The following is a 16353-nucleotide window of genomic DNA, read 5'->3' on the forward strand; positions in this document are numbered from 1 at the left end:
AAAGTTCAAGAAGCTCTGTCTTTTGAAAAAACCTTGTGAAGAATTCAAATAAAATAGATACAATGCGATTTTTTAAAATCATTTTTTGGGTACTCTGGCGGATTTGGTTCTACATCATGATGGGACTCCCTATCATTGTTATGTTTCCGTTTTTGGTGATTTCTATTTTGAAGGAAAAATGGTATCCCTACTTTTTTGTGATGGCTAGAATTTGGGCCAAATGTATCCTTTATGGAACCGGATTTTATTATAAGGTAGAGCGAGAGGAGGTTTTGCCTGTTGGCAAAAGTTATATGTTTGTGGCCAATCATACTTCAATGACGGATATTATGCTGATGCTTGCTATGGTGCGTCACCCATTTGTTTTTGTTGGGAAAAAAGAATTGTCAAAGATTCCGCTTTTTGGATTTTTCTATAAAAGAACTTGTATTTTGGTTGACAGAAGCAGTTCGAAAAGTAGAATGGCGGTTTTTGAACGTGCTCAAAAAAGATTGAATCAAGGTTTGAGTGTTTGTATTTTTCCAGAAGGAGGCGTTCCAGATGATGAAAGTATCATTTTAGACGAATTTAAGGACGGAGCTTTTCGTTTAGCAATAGAACATCAAATTCCGATTGTTCCGTTGACTTTTGCAGATAATAAAGAGCGTTTTTCGTATACATTTCTAAGCGGTAGTCCGGGTATCATGCGAGTGAAATTCCATAAAGCGATTCCAACCCAAGGAAAAACCTTGAATGATAAAAAAGAAGTGAAAGATGCCGTTCGAACGGTAATCTATCATCAGCTTCTGAAATTTGGGAAATAACCCAATATTCCTTGAAAAACGATCCATTTAATTAACACGAATTGCACAAAATTTCACAAATGAATTGGTGGAAATTTGTGCAATTCGTGTATGATTTTTAATGAGATGACTTTTTCAGTTTAATTATTTTTTTGACCAATAAAAAAGAGTTTGCGAAAGCAAACTCTTTTTACTTTGTTATCCCGACAATAACAAAGACCAAAAACAAATAACAAAATAAAACTAAAAATTAAAACTGACACCAGAGTAAAGCCCGATGAAATAAGGCTTGAAGTTTCCAGCGTCTTTATTGAAGGTATTGATTTGATATTTAAACATTGGTTCAAAATTAGCCTCAAATGATTTCCAGAAACGGTATCTGAAACCAACCCCAACATTGGTGCTGAAATGGATATCGTTCAGGTTGTTTGCCTTTCCTAAACTTGCAGACATCATTGAGGACGAAACCGAAACTTCATTTTCATTTAAAAATAATGTGCTAATTCCGCCAATTAAATTGACTCCAAATTTTTTGTCAATTAGCTTATAGGACATCTCCATTGGGACTTCAAAATAACCCATTTTTTGCGTCATCACGCCTTGATTGTTGTTTTGAATTTCACTGTCAAAGCCCAATTCTGCCGTATTCCTCATGCTGATCACTTGAATCGTGGCACCTGCATTGGAACTTGCAACATTTGAAAAACTAACCTGATCGAGTGCTGCAAAGAACACAACATCATTTGTATTGTAGCCTAAAGTAAATTTATTGACTCCGGTTCTAACCGAAAGTTTTTTGTTAAGAGCATAATTCACTCCAACTCCAAAGCTTAAATTGTTTTCATAAGACTTGCTGTTTTCTGCAAATTGATTGTCGATTGGCGAGCCATTTGAAGCCGAATTAAAATAAATAGGGGCGACATTAGAGCTAATTTGCCACCTATTTATTTTTGTTTCAGCAATCGTTTTCTTTTCTTCTTCATTTTTTTTCAGCAATTCCTCCAGTGCATTGGGCTCTTCAACTTTTGCAATAGCAGTTGAATCTTTTTTATTGGTAATCGTTTTAAAATCTTCTTTACCAATGGTGTTTTTATCTTCTATCGATTTTTGATTGTTGGCTATTTGTGTTTTCGAATCCTCATCATTTAAAACGGTTTTTTGATTTGAATTTAAAGGTTGATTCGTATTAACATCTTTTTTATTTTGAGCTGCAACTGCATTATTTTCTTGAGATGATGCAGTTTTTTGATTGTTATTTGTATTCTTCCCGATTTGATTTTTTTGTTTCTGAACCGACTGATTGTCATCTGCGACAGCATTATTTTTATTTTCTATAGCAAATGAATTCAATGTTTTAGTACCTTTCTTAGTAGCAGATTTTTCAACTTGGATTCCTGTTTTGGCTACAGCATTATTTTCTTCAGATGAAATAGTTGTTGTGTTTTTCTTGGCTGCCGAATTTTTTTCCTGATTTACAACAGCTGTGTTTTGATTTGCAAGGTCGTCGTTGCTGTTCGTTTTTTGATTGATTGATGCTGGATTAACATTACTGTTATTGTCAACAGTATTTTTTTCTGATGCTTTTTCAGTAGCAACAACAGATTCATTTTTCGGAGCTGTTAGACTGTTTTTATCCTTTGGTTGTGTGTCATTTTCTATTACAACTTGATTGTTTTCAATCGAAGTTGAATCATTTAGAAGTAAATTCAACCCAAAGAAACTCAGCACTAATCCTGCTGCAATTCCGGATAATTTTAACCAAAACGGCACGATTCTTCGCTCTTTCTTCTCCCTCAAAGCTGCATCAATGTTGACCCAAATGTGTTCTTTTGGCTCGACTTCGAAATCCTTGAATTTCTCTTGAAACAGTCGGTCTATGTTTTTTTTATCGCTCATTTCGCTGATGGTACTATTTTTTTTCCTGTGTAAAGATCTATCTTTTCTTTCAAAATCATTCTAGCTCGTGCTAAATTTGACTTGGTAGTTCCTGTGGTAATTTCGAGCATTTCTGAAATTTCCTTGTGGGAATATCCGTCAAGTACATATAAGTTGAAAACTAATCTGTAACGATCTGGAAGTTCTTGGATGATGCTCATCAGGTAATCCAATGAAATGTTTTCATCCTCTATTTCTAGGTCTTCTTCTTCTGGAATATTTTCGTTTACGATTTCCAGAAACCGGACACCCGTTCGGTATTTTTGCAGTGCATTATTGACCATTATCCTTTTGGCCCAACCTTCGAATGAACCTTTAAAGTTGAATTGGTCGATTTTTTTGAATATAATGATAAACCCATCTTGCAAGTTGTCTTCGGCTTCGGCATAATTAGCCGAATACTTCAAACAGACGCCAAAAAACTTTGCAGCAAACAACTTGTACAATTGTTCCTGAGCTTTGGCGTCGTTTCTCTTGCAATCCGAAATGAGTTGTTCTAAACCCACGGTTTATTTGATATTAATTAATATTGAGCTGGTGCTTGATAAGGATAAACGGGAATTTCAACCTCTTCAAAAGTGTCGATTCCTTGTTCGTCCGTTCCTTTGTAAAATTTAAAAATATAAGAATCCTCAGTTCCTACTTCGAAATTGAAGCTTAAACTGTCTAATTCTTGAGTTTCAAGAGGCAGACAATAATCTGCATACAATGCTCTTGATTGAATCCCTACGATTCGTGTGTTTTCTTCTTTTGCATAATAAAAACCAGTTATTTGATGGCAATTCGTAGGTAATTTGTAAAACATTTTCATTTCATATTTTTGTCCTTGAACAAAACTTGTGGGAATCTCGAAGCTTTCAACAGGTAAAACTTCAAAATAATAATTATTCTCTCCACCATCATCCAAACTGCAAGAACTAACTGCAAACACTGCCAATAATAGCAATACAAACTTTTTCATTTTAATATTTTCTTTTTATAGATATTTTCTTTTAGATGTGATTTTGTGCCTTTGGTTGCGTTATAGGCTAAAAAAAAACATCCGTTTTGGCGGATGTTTTTAGTATTAAGCGTTACTTTCTTTTATTTGAGCTTTAATTTTTAACTCCAACTCTTCGGCTAATTCCGGATTGTCTTTTATCAAGGCTTTCACAGCGTCACGACCTTGTCCTAGTTTGGTTTCGCCATAACTGAACCAAGAACCAGCTTTTTTAACAATTTCAAATTCTACTGCTAAATCAAGAATTTCTCCAGTTTTCGAAACCCCTTCGCCATACATGATGTCGAATTCGGCTGTTTTAAAAGGTGGAGCTACTTTGTTTTTTACGACTTTCACTTTGGTTCTGTTTCCAATTACGTTTTCGCCATCTTTAATTTGAGATGAACGACGGATATCCAAACGAACTGAAGCATAAAATTTCAAGGCATTTCCTCCTGTTGTAGTTTCTGGATTTCCGAACATAACACCTATTTTCTCTCTCAACTGGTTGATGAAGAAAACAGTACAATGCGTTTTGCTGATGGTTCCTGTTAGTTTTCTCAAAGCTTGTGACATCAAACGTGCGTGAAGACCCATTTTTGAATCTCCCATTTCACCTTCAATTTCGCTTTTAGGGGTTAATGCTGCTACCGAGTCAATAACCACAATGTCAATTGCTCCAGAGCGGATAAGGTTTTCAGCAATTTCCAAAGCTTGTTCTCCATTATCGGGTTGAGAAATGATTAGGTTTTCTATATCTACACCTAATTTTTCTGCATAATTTCTGTCGAAAGCATGTTCTGCATCAATAAAGGCTGCAATTCCGCCCGCTTTTTGAGCTTCGGCAATCGCATGAAGCGTCAAGGTTGTTTTTCCTGAAGATTCAGGACCATATATTTCAATAATTCTACCTTTTGGATAACCGTTTACGCCAAGGGCTAAATCGAGACCCAATGAACCAGAAGAAATAGTTTCTACTTCCTCAATGGCTTTGTCTCCCATTTTCATTACCGTACCTTTTCCGTAGGTTTTGTCTAGTTTGTCAAGTGTTAGCTGTAAAGCTTTTAACTTTGCTTCTTTCTCTGAACTCATCTTTTCTTTCATATAATGTTAGGCACTTATTTTTCGTAAAAATAGTTTTTTTTGGGTTGAAAATGTATTTAAATCAAATTATTTATTGACAGATTATTAATTCCTCAAGGAATGCAATCTCGCCACATATTTCCCAACCACATCAAATTCTAAATTGATTTTCGTACCCATTTTAAAATTCTTAAAATTCGTATGTTCGTAGGTATAAGGTATAATCGCAACACTAAATTCGTTTTTCTTCGAATTTACAACCGTCAAACTTACGCCATTAACGGTAATCGAACCTTTTTCGATGGTAATGTTGTTCCAGTTTTCGTCGTATTCGAATGTATAATACCAACTTCCGTTTGCATTTTCAACGCTTTTGCAAATTCCCGTCTGGTCAACATGTCCTTGAACGATATGTCCGTCCAATCTATCGCCTAATTTCATAGCACGTTCCAGATTTACAACATCTCCAACTTGCCAATCTCCAATATTGGTTTTATCAATTGTTTCTCTAATTGCCGTTACCGTATAAGTATCTTCATTTAAGGCCACTACCGTCAAGCAAACGCCATTATGCGAAACACTTTGATCGATCTTTAATTCATTTGTGATGGAAGAAGTGATGGTAAGGTGCAGATTGTCATTTTCTTTTCGGACTTCTTTCACCGTCCCGAGTGATTCTATAATTCCTGTAAACATTTCTTGTTTTATTTTACTAAATTTGCACTTCAAAATTAGCAATAAATAACCTGAAGAGAATGAAAAAAGCAGAAAATATAATCGTTGGAATTTCAATCGGAGATTTAAACGGTATTGGAAGCGAAATAGTACTGAAAACATTCGAAGATGCAAGAATGCTCGAAATGTGTACACCGGTTATTTTTGCCAATGTAAAGACACTTTCCTTTCTTAAAAAGAGTTTCGAATCGACCACAATGCTTCACGGTATTGATAAACTCGACCAAATACTTACTGGAAAAATCAACGTTTTGAATGTTTGGCGTGAAGGGTTTACGTTAGAGTATGGTGTAAACGATGAAACCGTTGGTAAATATGCAATCAAGTCATTCGTTGCTGCAACCAATGCTTTAAAGGAAGGTTTGGTTGATGTCTTGGTGACAGCTCCAATCAATAAATATAATGTGCAATCGGAAGAATTTAAATTTCCAGGACATACTGATTATCTGAATCAAGAATTGGAAGGGAATGCCTTGATGTTGATGGTTCAAGATAATTTGAGAGTCGGATTGTTGACCGATCATATTCCAGTTAATGAAGTCGCTTCACATTTGACAGAAGCTTTAATTCGTCAGAAAATTGAAACCGTAAGACAATCGTTGATTCAAGATTTCAGTATTAATAAGCCGAGAATTGCTGTTTTAGGATTGAATCCTCATGCTGGAGACGGTGGAGTTATTGGAAAAGAAGACGACGAAATCATCAAGCCTGTCATCAAAAAAATGTTCGAAAAAGGGACGATGGTTTTTGGACCTTATCCTGCCGATGGTTTTTTTGGAAGTGGCCAGTATGAAAAATTCGATGCTGTAATCGCAGCCTATCACGATCAAGGATTGATTCCGTTCAAGACATTGTCTTTTGGAAGTGGAGTGAATTACACGGCAGGATTGAATAAAATCCGAACTTCACCTGATCATGGAACGGCTTATGATATTGCAGGAAAAGGAATTGCAGATTATAATTCGTTCAAGGAAGCGGTTTATTTGGCCCTTGATATTTACAAATCAAGAAATGAATATGCCGAAATCAGTAAGAAACCATTGAAAACAAAGGAAAAACACTTATAAACAAAAAAATGTTTATAACCCTTTTGATTTTGCGATAAATTTATATCTTTGCACTCCCAAGTTTGGGACAAATTGTTGATACCATGAAGCAGTTAAATGAATATTTAATTCCTTTTATAGGATTAAAGTTAGGAAAACACCAGTTTGAGTATCAAATAAATAACAAGTTCTTTGATCACTTTGGATATGATGACTTTGAAAGTTCGGATATCAAAGTAAATGTAGTTTTGGAAAAGAAAAGTACGATGCTTGAGGTAAATTTTAAGCACAAAGGTACGGTTCATGTTCCTTGCGACTTGACCAGCGAAATGTTTGATATGCCAGTGAAAGGCAAATTGAGATTGGTGGTTCAATTTGGAGAGGAATTCAACAATGACAATGATGAATTGTTGATATTGCCACACGGAGAACATCAGATTGATATAAGTCAATATATCTATGAAATGATTGTACTCTCGATTCCATTAAAACGGGTTCATCCAGGAATAAAAGACGGAAGTTTAGATACCGAAGCCTTGAAAAAGCTAAAGGAACTTACAGTCAAAGAAAAAAAGAAAGAGGTTAAAGAAGAAGAGAATATCGACCCACGTTGGGACAAATTAAAACAACTATTAACGGATAAATAATATAGTAAAATGGCACATCCTAAAAGAAAAATCTCGAAAACAAGAAGAGATAAGAGAAGAACTCATTACAAAGCTACAGTTGCTCAAATCGCTACTTGTCCAATAACTGGAGAAGCACATTTATACCACAGAGCTTACTGGCATGAAGGTAAAATGTACTACAGAGGACAAGTTGTTATCGACAAGTCTGTTGCTGTTGCATAATACATTTTAGCAGTTAAAATTTAAACTCTCCCCCGTGAGAGTTTTTTTTGTTGTTTAAAACTTTAGTGTTAAATAACTGGATTCAAAACATTAAGGTTTAGAAATTTTTTGTAATTTCAACAACTTTTCTGATCTGATTTTCAGAAAACAAACAAGCATCCCTATGAGTACAATTACAGCCGCAATTACTGCTGTCGGAGGATATGTTCCCGATTTTGTTTTAACAAACAAACTCCTTGAAACCATGGTCGATACAAACGACGAATGGATCACTTCAAGAACAGGAATCAAAGAAAGAAGGATATTAAAAGGTGAGGGTTTAGGAACTTCCTACCTTGCTATAAAAGCAGCCCAAGATTTAATGGCTAAAGGAAATATCGATCCATTAGAGATCGATTTGGTTATCCTTGCCACCACTACACCAGATTTACCGGTAGCTTCAACTGCCGTTTATGTTGCCACAGAAATTGGTGCAACAAATGCCTTTGGATATGATCTTCAGGCAGCATGTTCTGGATTTTTATTCGGAATGTCATCAGCTTCAGCATTCATACAATCAGGAAAATATAAAAAAGTATTATTAATTGGAGCCGATAAAATGTCGTCGATCATTGATTATACTGATCGTGCAACTTGTATCATCTTTGGAGATGGTGCAGGAGCCGTTTTATTTGAACCAAATTATGACGGATTAGGAATTCAGGATGAATTTTTGAGAAGTGACGGAATTGGAAGAGAATTTTTGAAAATTGATGCAGGGGGTTCTATACTTCCAGCTTCTGCCGAAACTGTTGCCAATAAACAACATACCGTTTATCAAGACGGAAAAACCGTTTATAAATATGCCGTTTCTGGAATGGCTGACGTTAGTGAAAAAATTCTCGAACGCAATAATCTTACAAAAGACGATGTAAACTGGTTAGTTGCACATCAAGCAAATAGAAGGATTATTGATGCAACCGCAAGCCGAATTGGTTTAGAAGACGATAAGGTATTGGTAAATATCGAACGATATGGAAACACTACTTCTGGAACTTTGCCATTAGTATTATTTGATTTCGAGAAAAAATTCAAGAAAGGCGATAATATCATTTTTGCTGCTTTTGGAGGTGGATTCACATGGGGATCGATCTATTTAAAGTGGGCTTACTAAATTACGAACAAACTATAACTAAAAATAAGATATCATGGATTTAAAAGAAATTCAAAACCTAATCAAATTTGTAGCAAACACGGGAGTTGCTGAAGTAAAATTAGAAGTTGACAATGTGAAAATCACGATCAGAACAACTTTAGAAGGAAATACTCCAGAGATTACTTATTTGCAGCAAGCGCCAATCCAACAAGCATTGCCACAAGCTCCAGCAGCACCTCAACAAGCTCCAGCTACACCAGCGGCTCCAGCAGCTCCAGCAGCTGATGACACTTCAAAATACATTACCATTAAATCTCCAATTATTGGAACTTTCTACAGAAAACCATCTCCAGACAAACCAGTTTTTGTTGAAGTTGGAAGCTCAATCGGAAAAGGAGATGTTCTTTGTGTAATCGAAGCAATGAAACTTTTCAACGAAATTGAATCTGAAGTTTCAGGTAAAATCGTAAAAATTCTTGTTGACGATATGTCTCCAGTAGAATTTGATCAACCATTATTTTTAGTAGATCCATCATAATTTTAAATTCCAATATTTTAAATTCCAAATCCCAAGGTAAGATTGTCTTGTAGGATTTGTTTTTTGGGATTTGTTTTTTGAATTTTAAAAAAAAATAAGATGTTTAAAAAAATATTAATTGCCAATAGAGGTGAGATTGCACTTCGCATCATCAGGACGTGTAGAGAAATGGGCATCAAAACCGTTGCCGTTTATTCTACAGCCGATGCAGAAAGTCTTCACGTTAAATTTGCAGACGAAGCGGTTTGTATCGGACCTCCGCCAAGTAATTTATCCTACTTGAAAATGTCAAATATCATTGCAGCAGCAGAGATTACAAATGCTGATGCAATTCACCCAGGTTACGGTTTTCTTTCTGAAAATGCTAAATTTTCGAAAATCTGTCAGGAGCATGGTATCAAATTCATTGGTGCTTCTCCAGAGATGATTGATAAAATGGGAGATAAGGCAACAGCCAAGTCCACTATGATTGAAGCCGGAGTTCCATGTGTTCCTGGTTCTGAAGGAATTCTAGAAGATTTTGAACAAGCCAAAAAAGTAGCCAAAGAAATAGGATATCCTGTTATGATGAAGGCAACTGCAGGTGGTGGTGGAAAAGGAATGAGAGCCATCTGGAAAGAAGAAGATTTGCTTAAAGCATGGGAAAGTGCTCGTCAAGAAGCGGCTGCAGCATTTGGAAACGACGGAATGTACATGGAAAAACTTATCGAAGAGCCACGTCATATCGAAATCCAAGTTGTAGGTGATTCTTACGGAAAAGCATGCCACCTTTCTGAAAGAGATTGTTCGGTTCAAAGACGTCACCAAAAATTGACAGAAGAAACGCCTTCTCCTTTTATGACCGATGAATTACGTCAGAGAATGGGTGAAGCTGCCGTTAAAGCTGCAGAATACATCAAATATGAAGGTGCTGGAACAGTAGAATTTTTGGTTGATAAACACAGAAATTTCTACTTTATGGAAATGAACACTCGTATCCAAGTAGAGCATCCAATTACAGAACAAGTTATTGATTATGATTTGATTCGTGAGCAAATTATGGTTGCAGCAGGTATTCCAATTTCTGGAAGAAACTATTTGCCACAGCTTCACGCTATCGAATGCCGTATCAATGCGGAAGATCCTTATAACGATTTCCGCCCGTCTCCAGGAAAAATTACAACTTTGCATACTCCGGGAGGTCACGGTGTTCGTTTGGATACTCACGTTTATTCAGGATATACCATTCCACCAAATTATGATTCGATGATTGCAAAGTTGATTACAACGGCTCAAACCAGAGAAGAAGCAATCAACAAGATGAAACGTGCTTTGGATGAATTCGTCATCGAAGGAATCAAAACAACAATTCCGTTCCACAGACAATTGATGGACGATCCAAGATATGTTGCCGGTGATTATACCACAGCGTTTATGGACGATTTCAAAATGAACGATCCAAAATAAAAGATTTTTAAAACCCTACAGCAATGTGGGGTTTTTTATTGCGAATTGATTTTGTTGCTGAGTTGGGTAATTTTTACACATCATGTTGCTCAAATTCTACAATTTTATCAAGATTATTTTTTTTGTATAAATTTTAAAGATCCTTTAAGGATAAGGCTTTTGGCCTAATTGAAGTTGCTTATATGCTTTTGGCACAATAATTTCATTACACTAAATAACAAGCAAGTATAACAATTCAAATATCCCCAAATATGAAAAAGTTATTTTTATCGATAGTAATAGTTATGGGAAGTTTTGCTTCAATTGCAACCACAACAGCACCAACGTTAAATTTTGGAAATAATGCTTTTGTTCAGGAAGATTTCAAAGAGATTACCACAGCAGAATTGCCAGAGGCCGTTAAAACCGCATTGAAAACATCCTATCCTGATGCGAAACTTGAAAAAGCATATGTAAACTCAAATAAAGAGTATAAATTAGATATTACAGTTATAGACCAGAAGGCTACTGTTTATGCGGATGCCAATGGAAACTGGATAAAGAAATAAGTTAGGGTAACTTATGATTTTGTTTTTGTTAAGAGAGATTCACTCAGTGGATCTCTCTTTTTTTTAGAACTTTTTTAAGAAAAAACACGTTTAATAATTTTATATTAGCCTTAAAGTTAGAACCCCCTATGTCAAAAATCCTATTGGTTGAAGATGATGTTTCTTTTTGTAAGATGCTTGAAAGCTTTCTTACAAGAAAAGATTATGTTGTGGCAACTGCATTTTCAGCTGAAGAGGCAAAAGCTAAAGTTAAATCGGATAGTTTTGACTTGATTATTACCGATTTAAGATTGCCCAATTATGACGGAATAGAATTAATGGCAGAATTCAAGAAAGATTTTCCCCAAATTCCAGTAATCCTGATGACAGGTTATTCCGATGTGAATACTGCCGTGAAAGCAATCAAGAATGGAGCTTCGGATTATATTTCTAAACCTTTTAATCCAGAAGAAGTTTTATTGGTAGTTTCAAATGCACTTCAAACTGAAACCGTTGAAGTGGTAAAAGAAAAACCACTCCCTAAACCTAAAAAAACCACTTCAAAGAGCGAATTTATTACGGGAATTTCACCAGCTTCAAAAAAACTAGCAGAGTATATTCAATTGGTAAGCCCAACGAATATGTCAGTTTTGATTATTGGCGAAAGCGGAACCGGAAAAGAAGTGATTGCCAAAAGCATCCACGAGAATAGTATCCGAAAAGGTAATAATTTTATCGCAGTAGATTGTGGCGCCATTCCAAAAGAATTGGCGGCAAGCGAATTTTTTGGTCATTTGAAAGGGTCTTTTACTGGAGCAATTAATGACAAAGTAGGCTATTTTGAAGCAGCAAATGGCGGAACGATTTTTCTAGATGAAATAGGGAACCTATCTTACGAAAATCAAATCCAACTTTTGAGGGCTTTGCAGGAACGAAAAATCAAGCCTGTAGGAAGTAATAAGGAAATAGAGGTAGATATAAGGATTATTACTGCCACAAACGAAGATTTGCGTGAAGCGGTTAAAAAAGGCGATTTCCGTGAAGATTTATACCATAGAATCAATGAATTCTCCATTCACTCGCCATCGTTGAGAGAGCGAAACGAAGATTTGATGATCTTTGCCGATTTTTTTCTTGAAAAGGCAAACGAGCAATTGAACAAAGACATCATCGGATTTTCATCTGAAGTGATGACGATTTTCCAAAATTATAAATGGCCCGGAAATCTTAGGGAGCTTCAAAATATCATCAAAAGAGCAACACTCTTATCGCAAGGTGATTTTATTGAAAAAGGTGTTTTGCCATCAGAATTATTTCAGCAGGAAACTCAGGGCGACGTTCATTTTTCCTTATCGGATAATGAAAAAGACACCATTATTAATGCCTTGGCCAAAACCCAAAACAACAAATCTGAAGCGGCAAAATTGCTTCAAATCAACAGAAAGACACTTTATAACAAATTGAAATTATACAATCTAGACTAGATGATTATCCTTTTGAATAAGGGCGAAAAGTTCTTTAACTTTCAGATGTAGCACTTTCAGATTAAATTTTATTTCATCGTCTGAGCATTTTTTTATTTCAAAATCTTCAAGGATAGTAGCAATTTCGAGGGCATTAATTTGCTTGAACATGGGGTACATCTTATGAGCTATTTCCTTGAATGTATGCAAGTTATTGTCCGAAAAAGCCTTTTCCAACTGCTCCAGATTTTCATAGGATGAAGAAATGAAAGAGATCAAAACTTCCTTCAAGGCTTCATCTTCATTGGGAAGGAAGGCTTTCAGCGAAGCCAAGGAATATAGTTGCTTTTCATCGTTTTCAATCCATTCATTCTCAGTAGATATTTCAGTATTATTAAAAACAGAATGGATAACGTTCAACAAGATTTTAGGTGAATACGGTTTCCGTAGAGCGGTTGTAAATCCAGCATTTTTATATATGTGTTCACCAAAATCAGTTCTTCCGGTAACAGCAATAACGGGTTGTTGCTTATAATCTTCATGTGTTTTTAAGGCTTCTAAAAAAGTAAAACCATCCATTTCTGGCATTTGAATATCGGTAACGATAAAGTCAAATTTTTTGGTTTTGATTGTTTTCAAAGCCTCTCTAGCATCTGTAAAATGCATCACATTATAGTGGTGTTGCTTCAAGACTTCGACCGTCAAATTCAACAAATTTACATCGTCATCTACTACAATCGCGGTTAAATTATTCGGTTTTGGAATTTCGGTAATCTTTTCTTTTTTGAAAGCAGCATTTTCAAATTCCAACGGAAGTGTTATTTCGAAGATACTTCCTTTTCCAAATTCGCTTTGAAGCGAAAGCTTTCCACCTAAAATTTCCACCATCTTTTTAGAAATTGTCAGGCCTAATCCAGTTCCGCCATATTTCTTTTCGATGCCATCATTGGCTTGCGTAAATTCCTCAAAAATGAGCTGTTGCTTGTCTTTTTCAATTCCAATTCCAGAATCTTCAACTTTAAGCACGACAGTGTTTCCAGTGGTTATGGCCTCAATTTTTATAAATCCTTTTTCGGTAAACTTAAAAGCATTTCCAATAAGATTGGTCAAGACTTGTCTTAATCTGAAGGGATCGCCTACAATTCTTTGGTTGAGCTTCTTGTCAATGTTTAATATCAGTTCAAGATTTTTTTGTTCGTAAACCGATTGTATGCTTTTTCCAACCTCATGGATGATTTCTTTCAATGAAAAAGGAATATGCTCGATAGTTATTTTTCCCGCTTCAATTTGCGTAAAATCCAGCAAATCCTGAACAAGTTGCGAAATATACTCCGATGAACCCTTTATGTTTTTAGTATAATAGGATTGTTTGTTGTTGAGGTCAGAATTGCTTAATAATTCTGCATAACCAACAATAGTACTCAAAGGCGTTTTTAAATCATGACTAACGGTCGAAATCAATTGTTCTCGATTTTTTAGCAAGGTTTTCGTTTTGGAATTGGCTACTTCCAACTGATTTTTATAGGATTGGGTTTTGGAGAAATCGTTCAAAATTAGAATGGAGAAGAAAATCGTCAATACAAATCCAACTCCTGCAGCAATAGAAACTACTTCGTTGGTTTTGTTCAAAGCGGCTTCTTTTTCAGCATTGCTCTTTGTGGTATTGATGATGATTTCGCGTTCGATGATGCTTAGAATTTTTCGAAGCTGTTCAGAGATTGTAAGCTCGTTTTGCAACAATTCATTCTCTTGGATGTTTAAGGATTCCTGCTTTTTAGAGGTTTTCCGAACCACATCGCTCAAGGCCGCCTTTGAGGCAATAAGCATAGAGTCGAGTGCTTTTTGGGTCAATGTGTTGGTACTGTCGCTTGGAATATTCTTATTCATATAATCCACAAAATCAGAGTAGACCTTTTTTTCATACTCCTTTAGCGAAGAAGGATCCTTGAAGAAATCATTGAGATTCAGCTTTCTCAACGTGCCTTCCATATAGGTAATCTTGTTGATGGCTTTTTGAACGGCCTCATCATCATTCGATTGGTTTTTTATGGTTTGGAGCTGCCGGATGTTTTCGGTTTTTTGGGAAAGAAGCATTTTCACACTGTCCAAAAGCGTAATTTGGTAGTTGTTGGTGATGAGTGTCTTCAAGGAATCGATTTCCGCTTTAAGCGAATCGGTTTGTTCCAAATATTTCTGGAAATCCGTTTCGGAGTTGGATTGTATGGTGACTCTCGAAAAGCTCTCGGTCTTATACATGTTCGAAAGCAAATTACTTACTTTAAGAATCTTATTGTTTTCTGAAGCCAATTTATTTTCTGTTGATGAAAAGACACTGTTTTCAGTATATAAAATCCATCCGGCTACTATCACCAAAGCCGCCAAAGCCAAATAGCTTACAAAGACTTTTATCGGGATATAGCTTTTTTTGGTATCCATATTCCAAAGATAAAAATTAGAAAAAGGATTAATTTGTATAAATTGTTAAAATATTAAAAACAAAAAATCCCGAACGAGTCGGGATTTAATTTACATAATCGAAAAAGATTATACTTTTAATTTTGTTGCAATTTCCTTAGGAATTCCGCCTTTGTGAACCATGATTGCCGTTGTTTTATATTTCACGAATTCTTTGGTCATATACAAATAGCCTTTGTAGTCGTTGCTTTCGCCCCAAGAATTTTTAACGATATAGTATTCTTTGCCGTTTTGGTCTTTCGAAAGTCCAACGATATGCATTCCGTGGTCATCCGTAGTGGTATAATTGTCAAAAGCTTGCTGACGCATGGCTTCGGTAGTAATTTGCTCTTTTTTTGGACCATTAAACAAATCAGCCTTTTCTTCAGCTGTCATGTCATCAAATTTTTTATCCGATACAAAGGCAACACCGTTTTTCCAGCTGAATGTTTTTTCGCTCACATCTCCAGCCCAAGCTACAGAATATCCGTTTTTCAAACCATTATCGATAATGTCTGTAAGTTCGTTCATCTTTACATTATATACTTGATCCAATGACCAGTTGTCTGGAACCAAAAGTACATTTTTAGTATAATAAGGATATTCTTGGAAAGAAGAAATTTCTACGTAATCATCAGGATTGATTCCGATAATTTCCTTCGCAAAACTCTCAGGAGTATATTTTTTTCCGTTATAATCGAATGATTTTGGTGCTTGACCTAAATAAGAATCAATCACGGCGGTGTAAGCGGTTTCCCAGTTTGGTGTCAATTGTCCGTTTGGATTTTTTACAACAGCTTCTAAAAGTCCTTGTGTCAAGGCTCCCATTTCACCAAATTTATTCTTATCGGTACCATAATTCAAACCGGTATAAACCGATTGCGGAACAGCACCATATTTTTTATACATGTTCATCACATCATGCAAAGCGCCACCGTCTCCAAGTGTCACGGCACCGTGCATACGAACATACATTCTTCCTTTTTCAATATAGGTATTTCTGGCCGAATAGATTTGGGAAATTTCAACCGGTTTTTTCCCCATTCTCACCATTTCTGATTCGATGAAGGAATTGGCGGCATAGCTCCAACACGTTCCAGATGATCCTTGGTTTTTTACAGAAGTATTTTCAAGGTTGATCACATCAGTAAATTTAAACGAAGCCTTGCTGTTTTCGCTGGCATTTACTTTAAGTGAGTTGACAAGATTGTCTTGTGCAAATGTTGTTACAGAAGCAAACATAGTTGCAGCAAGTAAAAACGGTTTGATAGAAGTTGTATACATATCTAGTAGTTTGAATTTTTTTTATAAGTTCGTAAAAATAAGAATTGTTACAAGGAAACGGCTATTTTAACAGTATTTTAGTTGGTTTGAAAGAA

The 16353-nt window shown here is 35.7% G+C and carries 16 protein-coding genes; 9 read left to right on the forward strand and 7 right to left on the reverse strand.

Features of this window, described 5'->3' with window-relative positions:
* The first annotated feature begins 62 nt into the window (after nucleotides 1-62).
* On the forward strand, nucleotides 63-803 hold the full coding sequence (locus tag G508_RS0114785) for a lysophospholipid acyltransferase family protein (protein WP_026706048.1): 741 nt from the start codon (nucleotides 63-65) through the stop codon (nucleotides 801-803).
* 222 nt (nucleotides 804-1025) lie between these two features.
* Here G508_RS0114785 and G508_RS0114790 read toward each other — a convergent pair whose 3' ends face one another.
* The 5 genes from G508_RS0114790 to G508_RS0114810 form a co-directional block, all read right to left on the reverse strand.
* Nucleotides 1026-2678, reverse strand: coding sequence for an outer membrane beta-barrel protein (locus G508_RS0114790; protein WP_026706049.1), 1653 nt, complete (start codon nucleotides 2676-2678; stop codon nucleotides 1026-1028).
* On the reverse strand, nucleotides 2675-3223 hold the full coding sequence (locus G508_RS0114795; RefSeq protein ID WP_026706050.1) for an RNA polymerase sigma factor: 549 nt from the start codon (nucleotides 3221-3223) through the stop codon (nucleotides 2675-2677). The genes G508_RS0114790 and G508_RS0114795 overlap by 4 nt, the downstream gene beginning before the upstream one ends.
* A gap of 17 nt (nucleotides 3224-3240) precedes the next feature.
* Nucleotides 3241-3678: a membrane lipoprotein lipid attachment site-containing protein gene (locus tag G508_RS0114800; protein WP_026706051.1), complete on the reverse strand. Its 438-nt coding sequence runs from the start codon at nucleotides 3676-3678 to the stop codon at nucleotides 3241-3243.
* A gap of 105 nt (nucleotides 3679-3783) precedes the next feature.
* Nucleotides 3784-4788, reverse strand: coding sequence for a recombinase RecA (gene recA, locus G508_RS0114805; protein ID WP_026706052.1), 1005 nt, complete (start codon nucleotides 4786-4788; stop codon nucleotides 3784-3786).
* A 96-nt stretch (nucleotides 4789-4884) separates the two neighbouring features.
* Nucleotides 4885-5475 carry a riboflavin synthase gene (locus G508_RS0114810; protein WP_026706053.1) on the reverse strand — a complete coding sequence of 197 codons (591 nt, stop codon included), beginning with the start codon at nucleotides 5473-5475 and terminating at the stop codon, nucleotides 4885-4887.
* A 59-nt stretch (nucleotides 5476-5534) separates the two neighbouring features.
* Here G508_RS0114810 and pdxA point away from each other — a divergent pair, with 59 nt between their 5' ends.
* From pdxA to G508_RS0114850, 8 genes are all read left to right on the forward strand, one after another.
* Nucleotides 5535-6581, forward strand: coding sequence for a 4-hydroxythreonine-4-phosphate dehydrogenase PdxA (gene pdxA / locus G508_RS0114815; protein WP_026706054.1), 1047 nt, complete (start codon nucleotides 5535-5537; stop codon nucleotides 6579-6581).
* Nucleotides 6582-6664: 83 nt separating this feature from the next.
* Nucleotides 6665-7207 (forward strand): YceD family protein, encoded by a 543-nt coding sequence (locus G508_RS0114820; RefSeq protein ID WP_026706055.1) that lies wholly within the window; start codon nucleotides 6665-6667, stop codon nucleotides 7205-7207.
* Between the two features lie 9 nt (nucleotides 7208-7216).
* Nucleotides 7217-7411 (forward strand): 50S ribosomal protein L32, encoded by a 195-nt coding sequence (gene rpmF, locus G508_RS0114825; RefSeq protein ID WP_007137315.1) that lies wholly within the window; start codon nucleotides 7217-7219, stop codon nucleotides 7409-7411.
* Between the two features lie 163 nt (nucleotides 7412-7574).
* Nucleotides 7575-8564: a beta-ketoacyl-ACP synthase III gene (locus tag G508_RS0114830; RefSeq protein WP_026706056.1), complete on the forward strand. Its 990-nt coding sequence runs from the start codon at nucleotides 7575-7577 to the stop codon at nucleotides 8562-8564.
* A 34-nt stretch (nucleotides 8565-8598) separates the two neighbouring features.
* Nucleotides 8599-9084: an acetyl-CoA carboxylase biotin carboxyl carrier protein gene (gene accB / locus G508_RS0114835; protein WP_026706057.1), complete on the forward strand. Its 486-nt coding sequence runs from the start codon at nucleotides 8599-8601 to the stop codon at nucleotides 9082-9084.
* A gap of 99 nt (nucleotides 9085-9183) precedes the next feature.
* Entirely contained in the window at nucleotides 9184-10530 is a 1347-nt protein-coding gene (gene accC, locus G508_RS0114840) for an acetyl-CoA carboxylase biotin carboxylase subunit (RefSeq protein WP_026706058.1), read from the forward strand.
* Nucleotides 10531-10781: 251 nt separating this feature from the next.
* Entirely contained in the window at nucleotides 10782-11078 is a 297-nt protein-coding gene (locus G508_RS0114845; protein ID WP_026706059.1) for a hypothetical protein, read from the forward strand.
* Between the two features lie 128 nt (nucleotides 11079-11206).
* Nucleotides 11207-12541, forward strand: a complete 1335-nt coding sequence (locus G508_RS0114850) for a sigma-54-dependent transcriptional regulator (RefSeq protein ID WP_026706060.1) — start codon at nucleotides 11207-11209, stop codon at nucleotides 12539-12541.
* Here the strand turns inward: G508_RS0114850 and G508_RS0114855 are convergent.
* Complete coding sequence (locus tag G508_RS0114855) at nucleotides 12533-14956, reverse strand: hybrid sensor histidine kinase/response regulator (RefSeq protein ID WP_026706061.1); 2424 nt, start codon at nucleotides 14954-14956, stop codon at nucleotides 12533-12535. The two genes, G508_RS0114850 and G508_RS0114855, sit on opposite strands and share 9 nt — an antisense overlap.
* A gap of 108 nt (nucleotides 14957-15064) precedes the next feature.
* Nucleotides 15065-16258, reverse strand: a complete 1194-nt coding sequence (locus G508_RS0114860) for a C1 family peptidase (RefSeq protein WP_026706062.1) — start codon at nucleotides 16256-16258, stop codon at nucleotides 15065-15067.
* Between the last annotated feature and the right edge of the window lie 95 nt (nucleotides 16259-16353).

Source organism: Flavobacterium soli DSM 19725 (assembly GCF_000422705.1).
Lineage (GTDB): Bacteria > Bacteroidota > Bacteroidia > Flavobacteriales > Flavobacteriaceae > Flavobacterium > Flavobacterium soli.